The sequence below is a fragment of the Geodermatophilus sp. SYSU D00696 genome (assembly GCF_054050235.1).
Genome location: NZ_JBJGYY010000024.1, coordinates 22,487 through 41,024, shown reverse-complemented (window position 1 = coordinate 41,024; position 18,538 = coordinate 22,487). Strand labels below are relative to the sequence as shown.

Below are 18,538 nucleotides of genomic sequence, written 5' to 3'. Positions count from 1 at the left end.
GTCGGGACGGGTGGGACTCAGTACGACAGGCCCCGGGAGGCGAAGTACTGCTTCGCCTGCGGCTGCTGCAGCAGGAAGATGATCAGCCCCGGCAGCAGGAAGCCCAGCAGCGCCGAGAACTCGAACCCGCCGCCGACGGCCAGTGAGATGACCAGGGTCAGCAGCTGGATGCCGACCGAGGCGTAGCTGCCGAGCAGGAGCAGCCGGGGGCCCTTGCCGGTGAGCACCTGGATACCGCCGACGAGGACGACCACGGCCGTGGCGATCGCCAGGAGGGTGACCAGCCCGAGCAGCGGGCTCAGCGCGAACAGCAGGCCGATGCCCAGCAGCGCCAGCAGGCCGAAGAGCGAGCCGAGGCCACCGATGACGACACCGATGACCGCGGCGGCCGTGACCTGGCCGGGACGCCGGCCCGACGGCCCACCGCCGTAGGGGGACGGGCCGGTGAAGTTGCCGTAGGGCGCCGGCTGGCCGTACGGGGTCTGCCCGTACGGCTGCTGGCCGTGGGGCTGCTGCCCGTACGCCTGCTGCTGCCCGTAGGCGGGCTGGCCGTAGGGCTGCTGGCCGGGCACCCCGGACCCGGGCTGACCACCCGGCGGCGTGTTGTTGTCGAAGCTCGGGCTGGTCATGTGCCTGCGGATCTCCTCTGGACGGACGGACGGCGCCGGGTCGGCGGTCGGCGGAGTGTAGGGCTGGGACCACGCCCCGTGGGGGCCCGCCGTCGCGGGCGGTCCCCCGGCGGGGGGATGGTCAGCGGCCGCGGCGGGCGCGGTGCGCGGCGAAGAACGCCGCGGCCGGCTTCATCGACAGCAGGACGACGATCGCCAGCGACCCGAGGAAGAACAGCAGGCTGGTGATGATCCCGCCGGCGCCCGCGTTCTGGGCGTCGGCCAGGTTGCCGATCAGGCCCAGCAGGGTGACCGCCAGCGCGATCGAGCCGCCGACGAGGAGCATCACGCGGCTGCGGCCGGTGAGCGCCCAGACCGATCCCCAGATCATGAGCACCGTCCACACGAGCGCCAGCAGGCCGAACACCAGGATGACGCCGCCGACGGCGCCGGCGACCGAGCCGAAGCCGGGGATCTCGTTGTCCAGCTCGTCACCGGCGCCGCTGGCCAGGGCCCCGGCGAAGATCAGGAGCAGGCTGAACAGCACGCCGATGGCGCCGAAGACGAACCCGAGCACCACGGCGGTCACCACGCTGCCGGGCTTGGCCGGGACGCCGCCCTGCCCGTACTGCTGGCCGTAGGCCTGCCCGTACTGCCCGTACTGTTCGGTGCCGTAGCCCTGCTGCCCGTACTGCTGCGGGTAGCCCTGCTGCCCGTACTGCTGGCCGTACTGCTGCTGCCCGTACTGCTGTCCGTAGGACTGGCCGCCGTACTCCTGCTGCCCGTACTCCTGCTGCCCGTACTGCTGCGGGGGCTGGGGCTGCCGCGTGTAGGGCTGGGTGTACTGGCCGGGCTGGCCGTACTGCCCCGGCTGCTGCCCGTAGGACTGCCCGGCCGTCTCGCCGGACGACTGCCCCTGCGGGTCGTACTGCGACGAGCCGGACGGCTGGTCCTGCCGGCCGTACGGCGTGGCACCGCCCTCGCCGGGGTCACGCCCGGGGTCGCGGCCCTGGCCCTGGTCCTTGCTGAAGTCGGTCATGGTCCCCTCCGGAGGCGTCGGCCCGTGCCGGCGCTGCTGGCCGCCAGGATGCTGGGGTATCAGGGACGGCGGCAAACAGGCACTACCCCGTCAGCGGGATGTCGTGGCCCCTGGGACGGGAAGTTCCCGGCCCGTGACCGGGTCGGACCCGCCTCGTCCCTAGGCTGTGGCCCCGTGACCGAGCGCGCCCCCGTGGTCCTGATCGCCGAGGAGCTCGCCCCCAGCGTGCTGGAGGTGCTCGGCGACGACGTGGAGGTCCGCCACGTCGACGGCGCCGATCGCTCGGCGCTGCTGCCCGCGCTCGCCGACGCCGCCGCCGTCATGATCCGCAGCGCCACCCGGATCGACGCCGAGGCGCTGGCCGCCGCACCCAACCTGAAGGTCGTCGCCCGCGCCGGCATCGGCCTGGACAACGTCGACGTCGCCGCGGCCACCGAGCGCGGCGTCATGGTGGTCAACGCCCCGACGTCGAACGTCGTCAGCGCCGCCGAGCACGCCGTCGCGCTGCTGCTGGCCGCCGCCCGGCAGATCCCCGCGGCCGACGCGTCGCTGCGCGAGGGCCGGTGGGCGCGGTCGCGGTTCATGGGCGTCGAGGTCACCGACAAGGTGGTCGGCATCGTCGGCCTGGGCCGCATCGGCCAGCTGGTCGCCCAGCGGCTGGCCGCCTTCGGCACCACGCTGATCGCCTACGACCCCTACATCCAGCCCGGCCGCGCCGCGCAGCTCGGGGTGCGGATGGTGTCGCTGGAGGAGCTGCTCCGCGAGGCCGACTTCATCACCGTCCACCTGCCGAAGACGCCGGAGACGCTCGGGCTCATCGGCGCCGCGGAGCTGGCCACCACCAAGCGCGGCGTGATCGTCGTCAACGCCGCCCGCGGCGGGCTGGTCGACGAGGCGGCGCTGGCCGACGCGCTGCGGTCGGGCCAGGTCGCCGCCGCCGGCATCGACGTGTTCGCGCAGGAGCCCACGACCGACAGCCCGCTGTTCGGGCTGCCCACCACCGTGGTCACCCCCCACCTGGGTGCCTCGACGACGGAGGCGCAGGACAAGGCGGGCACCGCCGTGGCCCACTCGGTGCGCCTGGCGCTGCAGGGCGAGTTCGTGCCGGACGCGGTCAACGTGCAGGCCGGCGGCGTGGTCGCCGAGGACGTCCGGCCCGGCCTGCCGCTGGCCGAGCAGCTGGGCACCGTGTTCACCGCCGTGGCCGGCGGGCTCGCGCAGTCGGTGACCGTCGACGTGCGGGGCAAGCTGGCCGAGTTCGACGACTCGGTGCTGCAGCTCGCCGTCCTCAAGGGCGTCTTCTCCGACGTCGTCGAGGAGCAGGTCACCTACGTCAACGCCCCGCTGCTGGCCGAGCAGCGCGGCCTGGACGTCTCGCTGACCAGCGACGTCGAGAGCCCCGACTACCGCAACCTGGTGCGGGTGCACGGCGTCATGGCCGACGGCCGCGAGATCGCCGTCGCCGGGACGCTGTTCGGCAAGAACCAGGTGCCCAAGCTGGTCGAGGTCGACGGCTTCGACATGGACCTCGACCTCTCGGGCCACCTGCTGTTCTTCCTCTACCAGGACCGGCCCGGCGTCGTGGGCACCGTCGGCGCGGCGCTGGGCGAGGCCGGGATCAACATCGCCGGCGCGCAGGTCAGCCGGACCACCCGGGGCGGTGAGGCGCTGATGGCCGTCGTCGTCGACAGCCCGGTCGGCGCGGAGCTGCTCGGCGACATCGCCGGCCGCATCGGCGCGCGCGAGGCCCGCTCGGCGGATCTCGACCCGCGCTGACCTAGGGTCGTCGCCATGCGCCTGGCTGTGATCGCGGGAGACGGCATCGGCCCCGAGGTGGTGGCCGAGGGGCTCAAGGTCCTCGGTGCGGTCGTGCCGGACCTGGAGACGACGCCCTACGACCTGGGCGCGGCCCGCTGGCAGCGCACCGGGGAGCTGCTGCCCGACACCGTGCTCGACGAGCTGCGCGGGCACGACGCGATCCTGCTCGGCGCGATCGGCGACCCCGGCGTGCCGCCGGGCATCCTCGAGCGGGGCCTGCTGCTGCGGCTGCGCTTCGAGCTCGACCACCACGTCAACCTGCGCCCGGCCCGGCTCTACGACGGCGTGCGCAGCCCGCTGGCCGAGCCCGGCGAGATCGACATGCTGTGCGTGCGCGAGGGCACCGAGGGCCCCTACGCGGGCAACGGCGGCGTGCTGCGTCGCGACACCCCGCACGAGGTGGCCACGGAGGTCAGCCTCAACACCGCCTTCGGCGTCGAGCGGGTGGTGCGCTACGCCTTCGAGCGGGCCACCGCCCGGCCGCGGCGGCACCTCACGCTGATCCACAAGACCAACGTGCTCACCCACGCCGGGTCGCTGTGGTCGCGGACGGTGGAGGAGGTGGCCGCGGAGTTCCCCGAGGTCACCGTCGCCTACCAGCACGTCGACGCCGCGTCGATGTTCTTCATCACCGACCCGGGCCGCTACGACGTCATCGTCACCGACAACCTCTTCGGCGACATCGTCACCGACGTCGCGGCCGCGGTCACCGGCGGCATCGGCCTGGCGGCCAGCGGCAACCTCGACGTCTCGGGCACCAACCCGGCCATGTTCGAGCCGGTGCACGGTTCGGCGCCCGACATCGCCGGGCAGGGGGTCGCCGACCCGACGGCGACCGTGCTGTCGGTGGCCCTGCTGCTCGAGCACCTCGGCCACGCCGACCTCGCGCGCAAGGTCGGCGCCGCCGTCGCCTTCGACCTCTCCACCCGCGACCCGCGGGGCCGGGTGCGCACGGTCGAGGTCGGCGACCGGCTGGCCGCCCTCGCCGGGGGCTGACGGTCCCGGGGTTAGACTCCCCGGCGATGCACCTGAACGGCAGCACCCCCATCATCGCCTAGCGCGCGGTCACCTCCCCGACCGCGCGCAGACCTCCCGTTCCTGGGGGGTCTTTCTCGTGTGAGGGGCCCGATCGCCGTCGAACCCCCGGGAGCACCCGTGGCCACCGACAGCCCCGTCCTCTCCGCCGGCAGCGACTTCCACGTCTTCGACACCACGCTGCGCGACGGCGCCCAGCGCGAGGGGATCAGCTTCTCCGTCGCCGACAAGCTCGCCACAGCGAGGCTGCTCGACGAGATCGGCGTGGGCTACATCGAGGGCGGCTGGCCGGGGGCGCTGCCCAAGGACACCGAGTTCTTCGCCCGCGCCCGCACCGAGCTCAAGCTGCGGCACGCGGTGCTGGTCGCCTTCGGCGCCACCCGCAAGGCCGGCGTCCGGGTGGAGGACGACCCGCAGGTGCGCGCCCTGCTCGACGCCGGGACGCCGGTGGTGTGCCTGGTCGCCAAGTCCGACGTCCGGCACGTGCGCGACGCGCTGCGGACCACGCTCGAGGAGAACCTCGCGATGGTGTCGGACACCGTCGCGTACCTCGTCGCGCACGGCCGGCGGGTGTTCGTCGACTGCGAGCACTTCTTCGACGGCTACGCCGCCGACCCCGATCACGGCGTCGCGGTGCTGCAGGCGGCGTTCGCCGCGGGCGCGGAGGTCGGCGTCCTGTGCGACACCAACGGCGGCATGCTGCCGATGGGGGTGGGCCGGGTGGTGGCCGACGTCCGGTCGCGCGTCGACGGGCGGCTGGGCATCCACTGCCAGGACGACACCGGCTGCGCGGTCGCCAACTCGCTGGCCGCCGTCGAGGCCGGGGTGACCCACGTGCAGGGCACCGCGAACGGCTACGGCGAGCGGGCCGGCAACGCCGACACCTTCGCACTGGTGGCCAACCTGGTGACCAAGATGGGCCTGCCGGTGGTGCCCGCCGAGTGCCTGGCCGAGCTGCAGCGGGTCAGCCACGCCATCGCCGAGCTGGCCAACATCGCCCCCGACGACCACCAGCCCTACGTCGGCGCGTCGGCGTTCGCGCACAAGGCCGGCCTGCACGCCAGCGCGATCAAGGTCAGCCCCGAGCTCTACAACCACCTCGACCCGGCGGTGGTCGGCAACGACATGCGCATCCTGGTCACCGAGATGGCCGGCCGCGCCTCGGTGGAGCTCAAGGGCCGCGAGCTCGGCGTGGACCTCTCCGGGCACGCCGACGCCGTCGGCCGCGTCGTCGACCAGGTCAAGGTCCTCGAGTCCGAGGGGTGGTCGTTCGAGGCCGCCGACGCCTCCTTCGAGCTGCTGCTGCGCTCCCAGCTGCCCGGCGTGCCCGCGCCGCTGTTCCAGCTGGAGAGCTACCGGACGACGGTCGAGCACTGGGGCAACGGCGTGGTCGTCAGCGAGGCGACCGTGAAGGTGCACCTGCCGGGCGCCGACGGGACGAGCGAGCGGGTGATCAGCACCGCGGAGGGCAACGGCCCGGTCAACGCGCTGGACAACGCACTCCGGCAGGCGCTGGTGAGCCGCCACCCGGAGCTGGCCGACGTCGCGCTGGCCGACTACAAGGTCCGCATCCTCGGCTGGAAGGGCGGCACCAGCGCGACCACGCGGGTGCTCGTCGACACCACCGACGGGGTGGGGGAGTGGACCACCGTGGGCGTCCACGCCAACATCGTCGAGGCGTCCTGGCACGCCCTCGTCGACGCCCTCACCTACGCCGTCCACTGCCGCTGACCACCCCGTCGCCGCACGGGGCCGAGCGGCGTCAGCTGCGTGGCTTGACCTCGCCCATCGGGCCGAAGCCGCTGACCTCCGGCGCGTCGACGTAGATGATCTCCGGCTGCTCGGCGACCAGGTCCGACATCCAGTCGAAGGCGGCCTTGGCGTGCGGGGTGGCCACGTGCGAGGCGCCGGCCTCGGAGTCCCGGAAGCCCTCGATGCAGACGAAGGTGTTCGGGTCGAGCACGCTGCGCGACCACTCGAAGAACAGGCTGCCCTCCTCCGCGTTCACCGCCGCCGCGTACTCGTCGGCGTGCGCCCGGAACTCGTCGATCCGGTCGGGGCGGACGGGGAACTTGATGACGATCAGGATCACGGGGTCCTCCTGTGGTCGAAGCGGGTCACAGCGGGTCGAGCCGGGTGCGCAGCAGGCAGAAGGGGTTGCCCTCCGGGTCGGCGAGCACGTGCCAGCTCTCCTCGCCGGTCTGCCCGACGTCGGCCCGGGTGGCGCCGAGGTCGAGCAGCCGCTGCAGCTCGGCGTCCTGGTCGCGGTCGGTGGCGTTGACGTCGAGGTGCAGCCGCGGCTTCGCCGGCTCCCAGTGGTCGACGGGGGTGAAGACCAGGGTGGGGGCCGGACCGCCGAAGCCTGCCTCCGGGCCGATCTCGACGGCGCCGTCCTCGTCGCGGCCGAGGACCCGGTAGCCGAGCACCTCCGCCCACCAGGCGGCCAGCGCCTCGGGGTCGCGGCTGTCGACGACGATCTCGCTCAGGCGGCAGGCCACAGGGGCACCGTAGGCGGGACGGCCGGTCGGCGCGGGATCAGTAGCCTCGACGGCGTGCGCATCGTCCGCTTCGCCTCGCCCTCGGGCCTGTCCTTCGGCGTCCTCGACGGCGACGGCCAGGTCGCCCAGATCGAGGGTCACCCGTTCGCCACCCTCTCGTTCACCGGCCGGCGCTTCGCCCAGGCCGACGTCCGGCTGCTCTCCCCGATCCTGCCGAGCAAGGTGGTCTGCGTCGGGAAGAACTACGCCGAGCACGTCCGGGAGATGAACACGGGGGACGCCCCGGAGCGGCCGCTGCTGTTCCTCAAGCCCTCGACGTCGGTGATCGGCCCGGGCGACGCCATCCGCATCCCGGCCGGCAGCACCAACGTGCACCACGAGGTCGAGCTCGCCGTCGTCATCGGCGGCAGCGGCGCCCGCAACCTCACCCCGGAGCAGGTCCCCGGCAGCGTCTTCGGCTACACGATCGGCAACGACGTCACCGAGCGGGACATGCAGAAGGCCGACGGGCAGTGGACCCGGGCCAAGGGCTTCGACTCGTTCTGCCCGCTGGGCCCCTGGATCGAGACCGACCTGCGCGGCCTGGGCAAGGACCCGGCCGACCTGGAGATCACCTGCACCGTCGACGGCGAGCAGCGCCAGGCCGGCCGCACCAGCCAGCTTCTCTTCGACGTCCCGACGCTGGTCTCCTACATCTCCCAGGTCATGACCCTGCTGCCCGGCGACGTCGTCCTCACCGGCACCCCGGCCGGCGTCGGCCCGATCCGGCCCGGCCAGCGGGTCGAGTGCGCGGTCGAGGGGCTGGGCTCGCTGGTCAACGGCGTCAGCGGCGCCGACACCGTCTCCACCGCGGGCGGTGCCCGGTGACGGTCACCCGCTTCTGCCCCTCGCCGACCGGCCTGGTGCACGTCGGCGCCATGCGGACGGCGCTGTTCAACTGGGCGCACGCCCGGCACACCGGCGGCACGTTCGTCTTCCGCATCGAGGACACCGACGCCGCTCGCGACTCCGAGGAGTCCTACCGGCACCTGCTCGACTGCATGCGCTGGCTCGGGCTGGACTGGGACGAGGGCCCCGAGGTCGGCGGCCCGCACGGCCCGTACCGGCAGTCCGAGCGGCACGAGGTGTACCGCGAGGTCGCCGCGAAGCTGCTCGAGGCCGGGCACGCCTACGAGTCCTTCTCCACCAACGAGGAGGTCGACGCGCGGCGCCGGGCGGCCGGGCAGGACCCCAAGCTCGGCTACGACAACGCCGACCGGTTCCTCACAGACGCGCAGAAGGCGGCCTTCCGCGCCGAGGGCCGCGAGCCGGTGCTGCGGCTGCGGATGCCCGACACCGACCTCGCCTGGACCGACCTCGTCCGCGGCGAGGTGCGCTTCGCCGCCGGGTCGGTGCCCGACTTCGTGCTGCTCCGCGGCAACGGCGTGCCGCTCTACCCGTTCACCAACCCCGTCGACGACGCCCTCATGGGCGTCACCGACGTGCTGCGCGGCGAGGACCTGCTGCCCTCCACACCGCGGCAGATCGCGCTGTACCAGGCGCTCACCGACGTCGGCGTCGCCGCCGGGACGCCCCGGTTCGGGCACCTGCCGCTCGTCTTCGGCGAGGGCAACAAGAAGCTGTCCAAGCGCGATCCGCAGTCGAACTTCGACGTCTACCGGGAGCGGGGCTTCCTGCCCGAGGGGCTGGTCAACTACCTGGCGCTGCTGGGCTGGGCCATCGCCGACGACCGCGACGTCTTCAGCCCGCAGGAGATGGTGGCGGCCTTCGACGTCACCCGGGTGAGCGCCAACCCCGCGCGCTTCGACCTGAAGAAGGCCGAGGCGATCAACGCCACTCACGTGCGCGCACTGCCGATCGAGGACTACGTCGCCCGCGTGGTGCCCTTCCTCGCCGGTGCGGGCCTGGTCAGCGACCCGCCGACGCCGGAGCAGGACCGGGTGCTGCGCGCCATCGCACCGATGGCGCAGGAGCGCACGGTGGTCCTCTCCGACGCCGTCGGCCTGCTGGGCTTCCTGTTCACCGAGGACGTCGAGATCGATCCCGCGGCGGCCGCGAAGAACCTGCGCCCGGAGGACGGCGAGGTGCTCGACGCCGCGGCCGCCGCGCTGCGCGACCTGGCGGAGTGGACGACGCCGGGGATCGAGCAGGCGCTCAAGGAGGCGCTGGTCGAGGGTCTGGGCCGCAAGCCGCGCCAGGCGTTCGGGCCGGTGCGGGTGGCGGTCAGCGGCCGCACGGTGTCCCCGCCGCTCTACGAGTCGATCGAGCTGCTCGGCCGGGACCGCACGGTGCGCCGCCTCGAGGGCGCCCGCGCGGCCGCCACCGGCGGATGAGCACCCCGCCCGGCGGGTTCCCCGGGGGGCCGTGGCCCGGTGACCCGGGCGAGGAGCCCTACACCGGCCCGCCGCCCACCGGGCCCTACGGGGCGCCGCCGCGGGTGCCCGGGGCACTCGGCGCGGGAGTGCCGCCCTGGGTGGCCCCGGGGCCCGGCGCGCCCGCCGGCCCGGTGCCGTGGCCGCTGGGGCCGGTGCCGCTGCCGCCGGGCCACGCCTGGCCCGCCCCGCCCCCGCCGGGGCCGCACGGTCCGCCGTGGCCCGCGCCGCCGGGCGCGCTCCCGCCCGGGGTCGCGCTGGCGCCGCCGCCGGGCACCCCGCCGCACGACGTGCCGGTGCCCTACCTGCTGGTCATGCGCGCGCGGGACTGGGCGTGGTGGCGGCCGCTGCTGGGGCTGCTGCTGTTCACCGTGGCCTACGCCGTCGCGGCGTTCGTCGTCGTCCTGCTGGTGCTGCTGACCGGCGTCGAGCCCGACCTGCAGCTGCTCGACCTCGTCGACCCGGGCGTGCTGCTCATCACCAACCTCTCGCTCATCGTCGCGATCCCCATCGTCTGGCTGCTGTGGGTGGTCGCCCACGGCATGCGGCCGGGCTGGTCGTCGTCGGTGCTGGCGCGGGTGCGCTGGCGGCTGTTCGTGCCGATGACCGTGCTGGCGCTGGCCACGCTCGGGATCGGGATCGCGCTGTCGGTGGGGCTGGGCTTCGCGTTCGGCGAGACCGAGGTCACCGGCCCGGTCGACGACCTGGCCTGGCTGCTGCTGGTGGTGGTGCTCACCACACCGCTGCAGTCGGCCGCCGAGGAGTACGTGTTCCGCGGCTACCTCAGCCAGGCGATCGCCGGGTGGATGGGCAACCCGCGCACCGGCGCGGTCACCGCCGCGGTGGTCACCGCCGCGCTGTTCTCGCTGGCGCACGCGCCCGGTGACGTCGTCACCTTCCTCGACCGGTTCGTCTTCGGCCTGGCCGCGTCGGCCGTGGTGTGGCTGACCGGCGGCCTGGAGGCGGCGATCGTCCTGCACGCGGTCAACAACGTGCTGGTGTTCCTGCTGGCCGGGACGCTGGGCGACGGCGTCGCCACCGAGGAGGTCCCGGCCGGCGTCGGCCTCGTGTCGCTGCTGCTCACGCTGCTGGCGATGGGTGCCTACGTGACGGCGGTGGCGCGCTCGCGCACGCGGCTGCGCCCGGAGGTGCTCACCGACGCCCGGGACCTGCGCGTGCCGGCCGGCGACCCGCGGGTCCGGGGGTGGTGACACGTGCGTCCGGGAGGTCGGGTATCGTCTTCTCCGGCGCCGCGAGGTGCCGGCCAAGACCTTGGGGTATGGGGTAATTGGCAGCCCGACGGATTCTGGCTCCGTTAGTCTAGGTTCGAGTCCTGGTACCCCAGCGAGGAAGCACCACCTCCTCAGCACCACCTGCACGACAGCACCACCGCACGGCCCCGTCGTCTAGCGGCCCAGGACGCCGCCCTCTCACGGCGGTAGCGAGGGTTCGAATCCCTTCGGGGCTACAGCGCGAGCGAGAGCCCCCGGCCACCCGGCCGGGGGCTCTCGCCGTCTCCGACCCGGCTGCGGCGGCGCGTCCCGGCCGTGGCAGACTGTCCGTCGTCCGGCCCCGTCGTCTAGCGGTCCAGGACGCCGCCCTCTCACGGCGGTAGCGAGGGTTCGAATCCCTTCGGGGCTACAGCGCGGGCGAGAGCCCCCGGCCACCCGGCCGGGGGCTCTCGACGTTCCCGGCCCCGAGTGGCCCATGATCGCCGGGGGGCATAGCGTTCCCGGGGCCCCTCCTCCTCGGGCCGCGAACGGAGGTCGCAGGGTGATCCGAACCTCTCGCCGGCTGGCCGACGGTCGCGAGATCCTCTACTACGACGCCGACGGCAGCGTCCCCGCCGAGGGTGCCCACGACGCCGAGGACACACGAGACCTCCCGCCGATCAGCACCCGTTCGCAGCTGCGCTGGGACGCGCTGCTCGGGGAGTGGGTGGTGGTCGCCGCCCACCGGCAGACCCGCACGTTCCTGCCGCCGGCCGACCAGTGCCCGCTGGACCCCTCGCGGCCGGGGCGGCCCACCGAGGTCCCTGACAGCGACTACCAGGTCGTCGTCTTCGAGAACCGCTTCCCGTCGCTGGCCACCGCCGTCGACAACGACGTCGAGCCGACCGCGCCCGGCGCCCCGCTGACCGAGCTGCGCCCCGGCTTCGGCCGCACCGAGGTGGTGCTGTTCACCAGCGACCACGACCAGCACTTCGCCGGCCTCGGTCAGGAACGGGCGCGGCTGGTGGTCGACGTGTGGGCCGAGCGCACCGCCGAGCTCGGCGCGCTCGACGGCGTCGAGCAGGTGTTCTGCTTCGAGAACTCCGGCGAGGAGATCGGGGTGACGCTGTCGCACCCGCACGGGCAGATCTACGCCTACCCCTTCGTCACGCCGCGGGTGGAGAAGGTGCTCGCCTCGGTGCGCCGGCACCGGGAGGCCACCGGCGGCGACCTGTTCGCCGAGCTGGTCGAGGCCGAGCGCACCGGCCCCCGCGTGGTGGCGGCCAACGACTCCTGGGTGGCCTTCGTGCCCGCCGCGGCCCGCTGGCCCTACGAGGTGCTGCTGTTCCCCACCCGCCGGGTGCCCGACCTGCCCGCCCTCGACGACGCCGAGCGCGACGACCTCGCCGCCCTGTACCTCGACGTGCTGGGCCGCTTCGCGCACCGCTTCGACACCCCGATGCCCTACATCGCCGCGTGGAACCAGGCGCCGGTGCGGACCGGGCGGGAGGACTGGTGGCTGCACCTGCAGCTGTTCTCGCTGCGCCGCGCACCGGGCAAGCTCAAGTACCTGGCGGGTTCGGAGTCGGGCATGGGCGCCTTCATCACCGACACCAACCCCGAGGACGTCGCCGAGCAGCTGCGCGCCGTGAAGGTGACAGCCGAGTGAGCGGGGTCCCCACCGACGCCGAGGCCGCCGCCCGCGCCGCCGACGCCTTCACCGGCCGCTTCGGCACCGCACCCGAGGGCGTCTGGGCCGCGCCCGGCCGGGTCAACGTCATCGGGGAGCACACCGACTACAACGGCGGGCACGTGCTGCCGGTCGCCCTGCCGCACACCACCCGCGCCGCGGTCGCCCGCCGCGACGACGGCCGGCTGGTGCTCGCCTCCGCCCAGCACCCGGGCGCCGACGCCGACGTGGCGGTCGCCGACCTCACCCCGGGCACCCCCGGCGGTTGGGCCGGCTACCCGGCCGGCGTCGTCGAGCAGGTGCGGGCGTCCGTGCCGGGCGGGCTGAGCCTGTTCGTCGACGGCGACGTGCCGGCCGGTGCCGGGCTGTCCTCCTCGGCCGCGCTCGAGTGCGCGGTCGCCCTGGCGGTGAGCGACCTGTTCGGCCTGGGGCTGCGCCCCGACGACCTGGTCGACGTCGCCCGGCGGGCCGAGAACGACTTCGTCGGCGCGCCCACCGGCATCCTCGACCAGTCGGCGTCGGTGCTGTGCACCGCCGGCCACGCGCTGCACCTCGACACCCGCGACCGCACCTGGCAGCAGGTACCGCTCGACCTGGAGGCCGCCGGCCTCGCGCTGCTCGTCGTCGACTCCGGCACCACCCACGACCACGCCGAGAGCGGCTACGGCGATCGCCGCCGGCAGTGCGAGGAGGCCGCCCGGCGGCTGGGCGTCGAGCTGCTGTGCGACGTGCGCGACGTGGCCGGCCTGGCCGCGCTCGACGACGGCACCGCGGAGGGGGCGGTCCTGCTGCGCCGGGCCCGCCACGTCGTCACCGAGGACGCACGCGTGGCCGAGGTGGTGGACCTGCTGCGCGGCGGCGCCGACCCGCGCGCCATCGGCCCGGTGCTCACCGCCGGGCACGCCTCGCTGCGCGACGACTTCGAGGTGTCGGTCCCCGAGCTCGACACGGTCGTCGAGGTGGCCCTGGACGCCGGCGCCCACGGCGCCCGGATGGTCGGCGGCGGCTTCGGCGGCAGCGCCGTCGCGCTGGTCGACGCCGGGTCCGTGGACGCCGTCGGCACGGCCGTGGCCGAGCGCGCCGGCGCCCCCCGCTCCTACGCCGTGGTCCCCTCCGCGGGGGCGCGGCGCCTGCTGTGACCGATCCGGACTGGAGGTCCTCGTGGACGACCTGAGACTGGACGCGTCGTTCGTCGACTACCTGCTGGTGGCCGCCTACTTCGCCGTCGTGCTGATGATCGGCTTCGCCGCCCGCAGGCGGGTGTCCGACAGCCTGGACTTCTTCCTCTCCGGCCGGTCGCTGCCGGCGTGGGTCACCGGCCTGGCGTTCATCTCGGCCAACCTGGGCGCGGTCGAGATCGTCGGCATGTCGGCCAACGGCGCCCAGTACGGCATGAGCACCATGCACTACTTCTGGATCGGCGCGGTCCCGGCCATGCTGTTCCTGGGCGTGGTGATGATGCCCTTCTACTACGGGTCGAAGGTCCGCAGCGTCCCGGAGTTCATGCGCCGCCGGTTCGGCACCGGTGCCCACCTGGTCAACGCGCTGAGCTTCGCCATCGCGCAGATCCTCATCGCCGGCATCAACCTCTTCCTGCTGGCCACGATCGTGGAGGCGCTGCTGGGCTGGCCGTTGTGGCTCGCGCTCATCGTCGCGGCCGCGGTGGTGCTCAGCTACATCACCCTCGGCGGGCTGTCGGCGGCCATCTACAACGAGGTCCTGCAGTTCTTCGTCATCGTCGCCGCGCTGCTGCCGCTGACCCTCATCGGCCTGAGCCGCGTCGGCGGCGTCGACGGGCTGATCGACTCCTACAACGACGCGGGCCGCGCCGAGGAGCTCACCTCGTGGCCGGCCACGGACCTGTCGGGCATCGAGAGCCCCGTCCTGTCGGTGATCGGCATCGTCTTCGGCCTCGGGTTCGTGCTGTCGTTCGGCTACTGGACGACGAACTTCGTCGAGGTCCAGCGGGCGATGGCGACCAAGTCGATGTCCGCGGCGCGCAGCACGCCGGTCATCGGGTCCTTCCCGAAGATGTTCGTGCCGTTCATCGTGGTCATCCCCGGCATGATCGCCACGATCCTGGTGCCGGAGGTGGTCGAGGCCCGGGCCACCGCCGACCCGGAGTTCGACTACAACAACTCGATCCTGCTGCTCATCCGCGACACCCTGCCCAACGGTCTGCTCGGCGTGGCCCTGGCCGGGCTCCTGGCGGCGTTCATGGCCGGCATGGCGGCCAACATCTCCGCCTTCAACACCGTCTTCAGCTACGACCTGTGGCAGCAGTACGTGGTGAAGGACCGGCCCGACGGCTACTACCTCGCCATCGGCCGGTGGGCCACCGTCGGCGCCACCGTGGCCGCCATCGGGACGGCGATCATCGCGTCGGGCTACACGAACCTGATGGACTACCTGCAGACGCTGTTCGGCTTCTTCAACGCCCCGCTGTTCGCCACGTTCATCCTCGGCATGTTCTGGAAGCGGATGACGCCGACCGCCGGCTGGGCGGGCCTGGTGTCGGGCACGTTCGCCGCGGTCGCCGTCGCCTTCCTCAGCGAGGACGCGTTCGGCACGGTGTCCCTCGGCGTGCTCCCGCTCAGCGGCCAGGGCGCCAGCTTCGTCGCCGCCAGCGCCGCGTTCGTCGTCGACATCCTCGTGAGCGTGGTGGTCAGCCAGGTGACCGCGCCCAAGCCGGTGGCCCAGCTGGCCGGGCTGGTCTACTCCGAGACGCCCAAGGAGCAGCGCACCGACCCCGACGCGCACCGGCTGCCCTGGTACCAGTCGCCGACCAAGCTGGCCGGGATCGCGCTGGTCATGGTCATCATCCTCAACGTGATCTTCCGCTGACGTCAGGAGCACGGTCATGAGCAGCAGCACCTCCCGCACCGGCGGGTCGCCGCACGCGGCCGGCGCGTTCGACGTCCGCAACGTGATCGCCGTCCTGATCGGCTTCTACGGCGTCGTGCTGGTCGTCATGGGCCTGTTCGCCGACTCGGGGACCGAGCAGGAGAAGACCGGCGACGTCAACGCCAACCTGTGGGCAGGGCTCTCGATGCTGGTCTTCGCCGCCGCGTTCGCGCTGTGGTCGCGGCTGCGACCGATCGTCGTCGAGGCCCCGCCGGACCGGCAGGACCCCGAGGACGACGGCACCGGGCGGACCGCCCCGCACGGGCACTGAGCGGGGCGGCGCCTCAGCAGAACGGCCCGAGCACCAGCGCGGCCCCCAGGTCGCAGGGGTCGTCGGAGGCCGGGGGTGTCTGCGGGACCGGCCGCGGGACGGCGTCGTCGCCGGTGAGCAGCACGGTGACGACGACGGCGGCGGTGACGACCACGGTGGTGGCGAACGCGAGCAGGACGAGCAGGGTGCGGTGGGCGGCGGCCCACGCGGCGGCGGGCCGGCGGACGGCGGTGGTCATGGGGAGGCCTCTCCGGGTGCGGCGGACCGACCCTGGGCTGGGGTTCCCGGGCGGGCGCCCGGGTGCCGACGACGGTGACCGCCGCGGCGGCGCAGGGACATACGCCGCCGGGCGTATCCCCGCCGGGCGGCGCGCCGGTCTACCGTCGTCGGCCACCGGTCGACGTCGGGAGCGGCCATGGGCACCGGCCACCTGCGTGAGGGGGACGCCGACCGCCTGCTCGGGGTGCTGCAGGCCGCCGAGCGCGACGATCCCGGCCCGGCGCTGCCCTGGGTCCTGTTCGAGGGGCTGCTGCGGCTCGTCCCCGGCGACGTCGACGTCAGCTACCAGGTCCACGACCACCGGCGCCGGCAGAGCCTGCTGCTCCAGGGGCTCGAACCCGACGGCACCCGGCACGTCGTGCGACCCGAGCTCACGCCGGAGCTCAACCCCGAGCACGACCGCTTCTGGCAGCTGTTCTGGTCCTCGATGTGCAGCTGGCCACAGCGCACCGGCGACCTGCGCAGCGTGATCCACAGCGGCGACCTGTTCCCCACCGAGCGCGCCCGGCGGGCCGACCCGATGAGTGCGGAGTGCCTGGCCGACGTCACCGCCGAGCTGATGGTGTCGCTGCCCGCGCCGCCGGGGGAGGCCCGCCGGCTGTTGTTCATGCGAGCCGACGGGACCCCGTTCACCGAGCGGGACCGGCGGCTGCTCGAGCTCGCCCGCCCGCACGTCCAGGAGCTGTTCCTGCTGGGCGAACGGCGGCGGGCCGGAGTGCCCCGGCTGACGCGGCGGGAGTGGGAGGTGCTGGCCATGACCGGTGCCGGGCTGTCCACCGACGACATCGCCGCCGCGCTCTGGATCGCCCGCGGGACGGTGCGCAAGCACGCCGAGCACATCCGCGAGAAGTGCGGGACGCACACGCTCGCCGAGGCGGCCGCGCGAGCGCTCCCGCACGCCCCGCGGCCCGTGCTCGACGGGGTCAGCCGTCCAGGACGGTGACCGGCACCCGCTGGACGAGGTTGTTGGCCATGCCCTGGCGGTTCCAGGGCTGCTCGACCGGCTGGGCGCCCTGCTCGTCGGCCGCCCGCACCACCAGCTCGTGGGCGCCGGGGCGGGCGTCCCAGGTGCAGGTCCAGGCCCGCCAGGCGTGGGGGTGCGCGGGGTCGGCGGGGGCGAGGTCGGCCGGCGCCCACGTCACGCCCCCGTCGGTGCTGACCTCCACGCCGGTCACCGGCGCGCGCCCGGACCAGGCCCGCCCGGTGAGGGTCACCGGACCGGGGCGCAGGAACCGCTCCCGGGTCATGAAGTCCGGGAAGCCGGGCGGGGCCAGCAGCGCCCGCGGCGCGATCCGGGTGACCGGGACCCCGGCCTCCTGCGCGTCCACCTCCAGCCGGTAGGCGACGGCGTTCTGGAAGCCGTCGAACGGGCGGTCGAGGACCTCGACGCGGGTCAGCCACTTCACGTGCGCCATGCCGTACCAGCCGGGGACCAGCAGCCGCAGCGGAGCGCCGTGCTGCGGCGGCAGGGGAGCGCCGTTCATCGCCCACACCAGCAGGACGTCGGGGCGCAGCGCCTCGGCCAGCGGCAGGCCGCGGGTGTAGTCCTGCTCCACCCCGCGCTCGACGCCGTGGTCGGCGCCGGTGAAGGCGACGTCGACCGCGCCGGGCGCGACGCCGGCTTCCTCGAGCAGCGGCGCGAGGGGCGTCCCGGTCCACTCGGCGCTGCCGACCGCCTCGAGCAGCCAGGGCTGGCTCACCGGCCGCGGCTCCAGCCGGGCCCGGCCGTTGCCCGCGCACTCGAGCAGCACCCGCGCGGTGATCGCCGGGCGGCGGCGCAGGTCGCCGAGGTCGAGCCGCAGCGGCCGCTCGACCGCGCCGGTGACCTCGAGCGACCAGCTCCCCGGGTCGACGGCGGGGATGTCGTAGTGGGTGAGCACGTAGTGCAGGCCGGGCGGCGTCACGTCGTAGTGCAGCGCCTCCAGCGGCATGCCGTGGTTGCGGGTGGCCAGCGCCAGCTCGTCGAGGCCGATGCCCTCCCCGGTCCCGGCGATGCGGGCGCGGCCGCGGTGGACCGGCTCCGTCGTCGTCATGCCCGGGGAGTGTCCGCCCCATCGGGCCGTCGGTGAACCCCCTCAGGAGGCGGCGCGGGCGATCGCCGCCGCCGTCTCCAGCACCGCGCCGACCACCTCGGGGCTGGGCCGGCGGCCCAGCCGCTCGACCGGGCCGGAGATCGACACCGCGCCCAGCACCGCGCCGGCCGGGTCCCGCACCGGCGCCGACAGCGAGGCCACCCCGGCCTCGCGCTCGGCGACGCTGTGCGCCCACCCGCGACGCCGGACGTCGAGCAGCGTGCGGGCGGTGAAGCTGGCGTTCGGCAGCAGCGGGGTGACCTCCTCGGCCGGCGCGAAGGCCAGCAGCGCGTGCGCCGCCGACCCCGCCGTCATGGGCAGCCGTGCGCCGACCGGGACGGTGTCGCGCAGGCCGTGCGCCCGCTCGGCCACGGCCACGCACACCCGCGAGCCGCCCTCGCGCACGTAGAACTGGGCGCTCTCGCCGCTGGCGTCGCGCAGCGCCACCAGGTGCCGACCGGCCACCTGGGCGAGGTCGACGCTGCCGTGGCTGAGCTCGACCAGCGCCGGGCCCGGCGCCCAGGCGCCCGCCGGTGTCCGCCGCAGCAGCCGGTGGCCCTCCAGCGCGACGGCGAGGCGGTGGGTCGTCGCCCGCGGCAGCCCGGTCCGGCCGACGAGGTCGGCGAGCGAGGCCGGCTCGTGCGCGACGGCGCGGAGGATCGCCACGGCTTTGTCCAACACGGCCACCGGGTTAGGCTGTCCCACACCGCGATACTCCCATCTCACGAAGTGGGATGGCCA

Annotated in this window: 18 protein-coding genes and 3 tRNA genes; 14 read left to right on the top strand and 7 right to left on the bottom strand. The window is 74.2% G+C overall.

The window, feature by feature from the left end:
• Positions 1 to 17: 17 nt before the first annotated feature.
• Positions 18 to 629 (bottom strand): hypothetical protein, encoded by a 612-nt coding sequence (locus ACI79O_RS15905; RefSeq protein WP_456914626.1) that lies wholly within the window; start codon positions 627 to 629, stop codon positions 18 to 20.
• Between the two features lie 121 nt (positions 630 to 750).
• Positions 751 to 1,647: a hypothetical protein gene (locus ACI79O_RS15900; RefSeq protein ID WP_456914625.1), complete on the bottom strand. Its 897-nt coding sequence runs from the start codon at positions 1,645 to 1,647 to the stop codon at positions 751 to 753.
• A 174-nt stretch (positions 1,648 to 1,821) separates the two neighbouring features.
• Here ACI79O_RS15900 and serA point away from each other — a divergent pair, with 174 nt between their 5' ends.
• From serA to cimA, 3 genes are all read left to right on the top strand, one after another.
• Entirely contained in the window at positions 1,822 to 3,423 is a 1,602-nt protein-coding gene (gene serA, locus ACI79O_RS15895; protein WP_456890510.1) for a phosphoglycerate dehydrogenase, read from the top strand.
• Positions 3,424 to 3,438: 15 nt separating this feature from the next.
• On the top strand, positions 3,439 to 4,461 hold the full coding sequence (locus ACI79O_RS15890; protein WP_456875540.1) for a 3-isopropylmalate dehydrogenase: 1,023 nt from the start codon (positions 3,439 to 3,441) through the stop codon (positions 4,459 to 4,461).
• A 159-nt stretch (positions 4,462 to 4,620) separates the two neighbouring features.
• The gene (cimA, locus tag ACI79O_RS15885) at positions 4,621 to 6,231 is read left to right on the top strand and encodes a citramalate synthase (protein WP_456914624.1); all 1,611 of its coding nucleotides are present in this window, start codon (positions 4,621 to 4,623) and stop codon (positions 6,229 to 6,231) included.
• A 31-nt stretch (positions 6,232 to 6,262) separates the two neighbouring features.
• On the opposite strand, the gene ACI79O_RS15880 is transcribed toward cimA, so the two are convergent.
• Both ACI79O_RS15880 and ACI79O_RS15875 read right to left on the bottom strand, forming a co-directional pair.
• Positions 6,263 to 6,592 carry a putative quinol monooxygenase gene (locus ACI79O_RS15880; protein WP_456890512.1) on the bottom strand — a complete coding sequence of 110 codons (330 nt, stop codon included), beginning with the start codon at positions 6,590 to 6,592 and terminating at the stop codon, positions 6,263 to 6,265.
• Between the two features lie 25 nt (positions 6,593 to 6,617).
• Positions 6,618 to 6,998, bottom strand: a complete 381-nt coding sequence (locus tag ACI79O_RS15875) for a VOC family protein (RefSeq protein ID WP_456890513.1) — start codon at positions 6,996 to 6,998, stop codon at positions 6,618 to 6,620.
• Positions 6,999 to 7,052: 54 nt separating this feature from the next.
• Between ACI79O_RS15875 and ACI79O_RS15870 the strand changes: the two genes are divergently transcribed.
• The 10 genes from ACI79O_RS15870 (at position 7,053) to ACI79O_RS15825 (ending at position 15,446) form a co-directional block, all read left to right on the top strand.
• A complete protein-coding gene (locus ACI79O_RS15870) occupies positions 7,053 to 7,865 on the top strand; it encodes a fumarylacetoacetate hydrolase family protein (RefSeq protein WP_456890514.1) in 813 nt (270 codons plus the stop codon).
• Complete coding sequence (gene gltX, locus ACI79O_RS15865; protein ID WP_456890515.1) at positions 7,862 to 9,331, top strand: glutamate--tRNA ligase; 1,470 nt, start codon at positions 7,862 to 7,864, stop codon at positions 9,329 to 9,331. The genes ACI79O_RS15870 and gltX overlap by 4 nt, the downstream gene beginning before the upstream one ends.
• Complete coding sequence (locus ACI79O_RS15860) at positions 9,328 to 10,581, top strand: CPBP family intramembrane glutamic endopeptidase (RefSeq protein ID WP_456890516.1); 1,254 nt, start codon at positions 9,328 to 9,330, stop codon at positions 10,579 to 10,581. Before gltX ends, ACI79O_RS15860 begins: the two co-directional genes overlap by 4 nt.
• A 62-nt stretch (positions 10,582 to 10,643) precedes the next feature.
• Positions 10,644 to 10,715 (top strand) — tRNA-Gln (locus ACI79O_RS15855).
• 50 nt (positions 10,716 to 10,765) lie between these two features.
• Positions 10,766 to 10,838: transfer RNA gene (locus ACI79O_RS15850), tRNA-Glu, on the top strand.
• 100 nt (positions 10,839 to 10,938) lie between these two features.
• Positions 10,939 to 11,011: transfer RNA gene (locus tag ACI79O_RS15845), tRNA-Glu, on the top strand.
• Between the two features lie 132 nt (positions 11,012 to 11,143).
• On the top strand, positions 11,144 to 12,250 hold the full coding sequence (gene galT, locus ACI79O_RS15840; RefSeq protein WP_456914623.1) for a galactose-1-phosphate uridylyltransferase: 1,107 nt from the start codon (positions 11,144 to 11,146) through the stop codon (positions 12,248 to 12,250).
• The gene (gene galK, locus ACI79O_RS15835; protein WP_456890518.1) at positions 12,247 to 13,410 is read left to right on the top strand and encodes a galactokinase; all 1,164 of its coding nucleotides are present in this window, start codon (positions 12,247 to 12,249) and stop codon (positions 13,408 to 13,410) included. Before galT ends, galK begins: the two co-directional genes overlap by 4 nt.
• Before the next feature lie 22 nt (positions 13,411 to 13,432).
• Positions 13,433 to 15,115, top strand: a complete 1,683-nt coding sequence (locus tag ACI79O_RS15830) for a sodium:solute symporter family protein (RefSeq protein WP_456890519.1) — start codon at positions 13,433 to 13,435, stop codon at positions 15,113 to 15,115.
• A 16-nt stretch (positions 15,116 to 15,131) separates the two neighbouring features.
• Positions 15,132 to 15,446, top strand: coding sequence for a hypothetical protein (locus ACI79O_RS15825; protein ID WP_456914622.1), 315 nt, complete (start codon positions 15,132 to 15,134; stop codon positions 15,444 to 15,446).
• Between the two features lie 13 nt (positions 15,447 to 15,459).
• Here the strand turns inward: ACI79O_RS15825 and ACI79O_RS15820 are convergent, their stop codons facing one another.
• Positions 15,460 to 15,684 (bottom strand): hypothetical protein, encoded by a 225-nt coding sequence (locus ACI79O_RS15820; protein WP_456890521.1) that lies wholly within the window; start codon positions 15,682 to 15,684, stop codon positions 15,460 to 15,462.
• Positions 15,685 to 15,861: 177 nt separating this feature from the next.
• Here ACI79O_RS15820 and ACI79O_RS15815 point away from each other — a divergent pair, with 177 nt between their 5' ends.
• Positions 15,862 to 16,668, top strand: coding sequence for a helix-turn-helix transcriptional regulator (locus tag ACI79O_RS15815; protein ID WP_456914621.1), 807 nt, complete (start codon positions 15,862 to 15,864; stop codon positions 16,666 to 16,668).
• Here the strand turns inward: ACI79O_RS15815 and ACI79O_RS15810 are convergent.
• Both ACI79O_RS15810 and ACI79O_RS15805 read right to left on the bottom strand, forming a co-directional pair.
• Positions 16,649 to 17,758: a sulfite oxidase gene (locus ACI79O_RS15810; RefSeq protein WP_456914620.1), complete on the bottom strand. Its 1,110-nt coding sequence runs from the start codon at positions 17,756 to 17,758 to the stop codon at positions 16,649 to 16,651. The two genes, ACI79O_RS15815 and ACI79O_RS15810, sit on opposite strands and share 20 nt — an antisense overlap.
• A gap of 42 nt (positions 17,759 to 17,800) precedes the next feature.
• Entirely contained in the window at positions 17,801 to 18,463 is a 663-nt protein-coding gene (locus tag ACI79O_RS15805; protein WP_456914619.1) for an IclR family transcriptional regulator, read from the bottom strand.
• Between the last annotated feature and the right edge of the window lie 75 nt (positions 18,464 to 18,538).

Excerpts from the sequence above, each read along its gene's own strand:
- ACI79O_RS15905 (WP_456914626.1), bottom strand. The coding sequence starts at position 629 with ATGACCAGCCCGAGCTTCGACAACAACACGCCGCCGGGTGGTCAGCCC.
- ACI79O_RS15900 (WP_456914625.1), bottom strand. The coding sequence starts at position 1,647 with ATGACCGACTTCAGCAAGGACCAGGGCCAGGGCCGCGACCCCGGGCGT.
- ACI79O_RS15890 (WP_456875540.1), top strand. The coding sequence starts at position 3,439 with ATGCGCCTGGCTGTGATCGCGGGAGACGGCATCGGCCCCGAGGTGGTG.
- ACI79O_RS15860 (WP_456890516.1), top strand. The coding sequence starts at position 9,328 with ATGAGCACCCCGCCCGGCGGGTTCCCCGGGGGGCCGTGGCCCGGTGAC.
- ACI79O_RS15825 (WP_456914622.1), top strand. The coding sequence starts at position 15,132 with ATGAGCAGCAGCACCTCCCGCACCGGCGGGTCGCCGCACGCGGCCGGC.
- ACI79O_RS15820 (WP_456890521.1), bottom strand. The coding sequence starts at position 15,684 with ATGACCACCGCCGTCCGCCGGCCCGCCGCCGCGTGGGCCGCCGCCCAC.
- ACI79O_RS15815 (WP_456914621.1), top strand. The coding sequence starts at position 15,862 with ATGGGCACCGGCCACCTGCGTGAGGGGGACGCCGACCGCCTGCTCGGG.
- ACI79O_RS15810 (WP_456914620.1), bottom strand. The coding sequence starts at position 17,758 with ATGACGACGACGGAGCCGGTCCACCGCGGCCGCGCCCGCATCGCCGGG.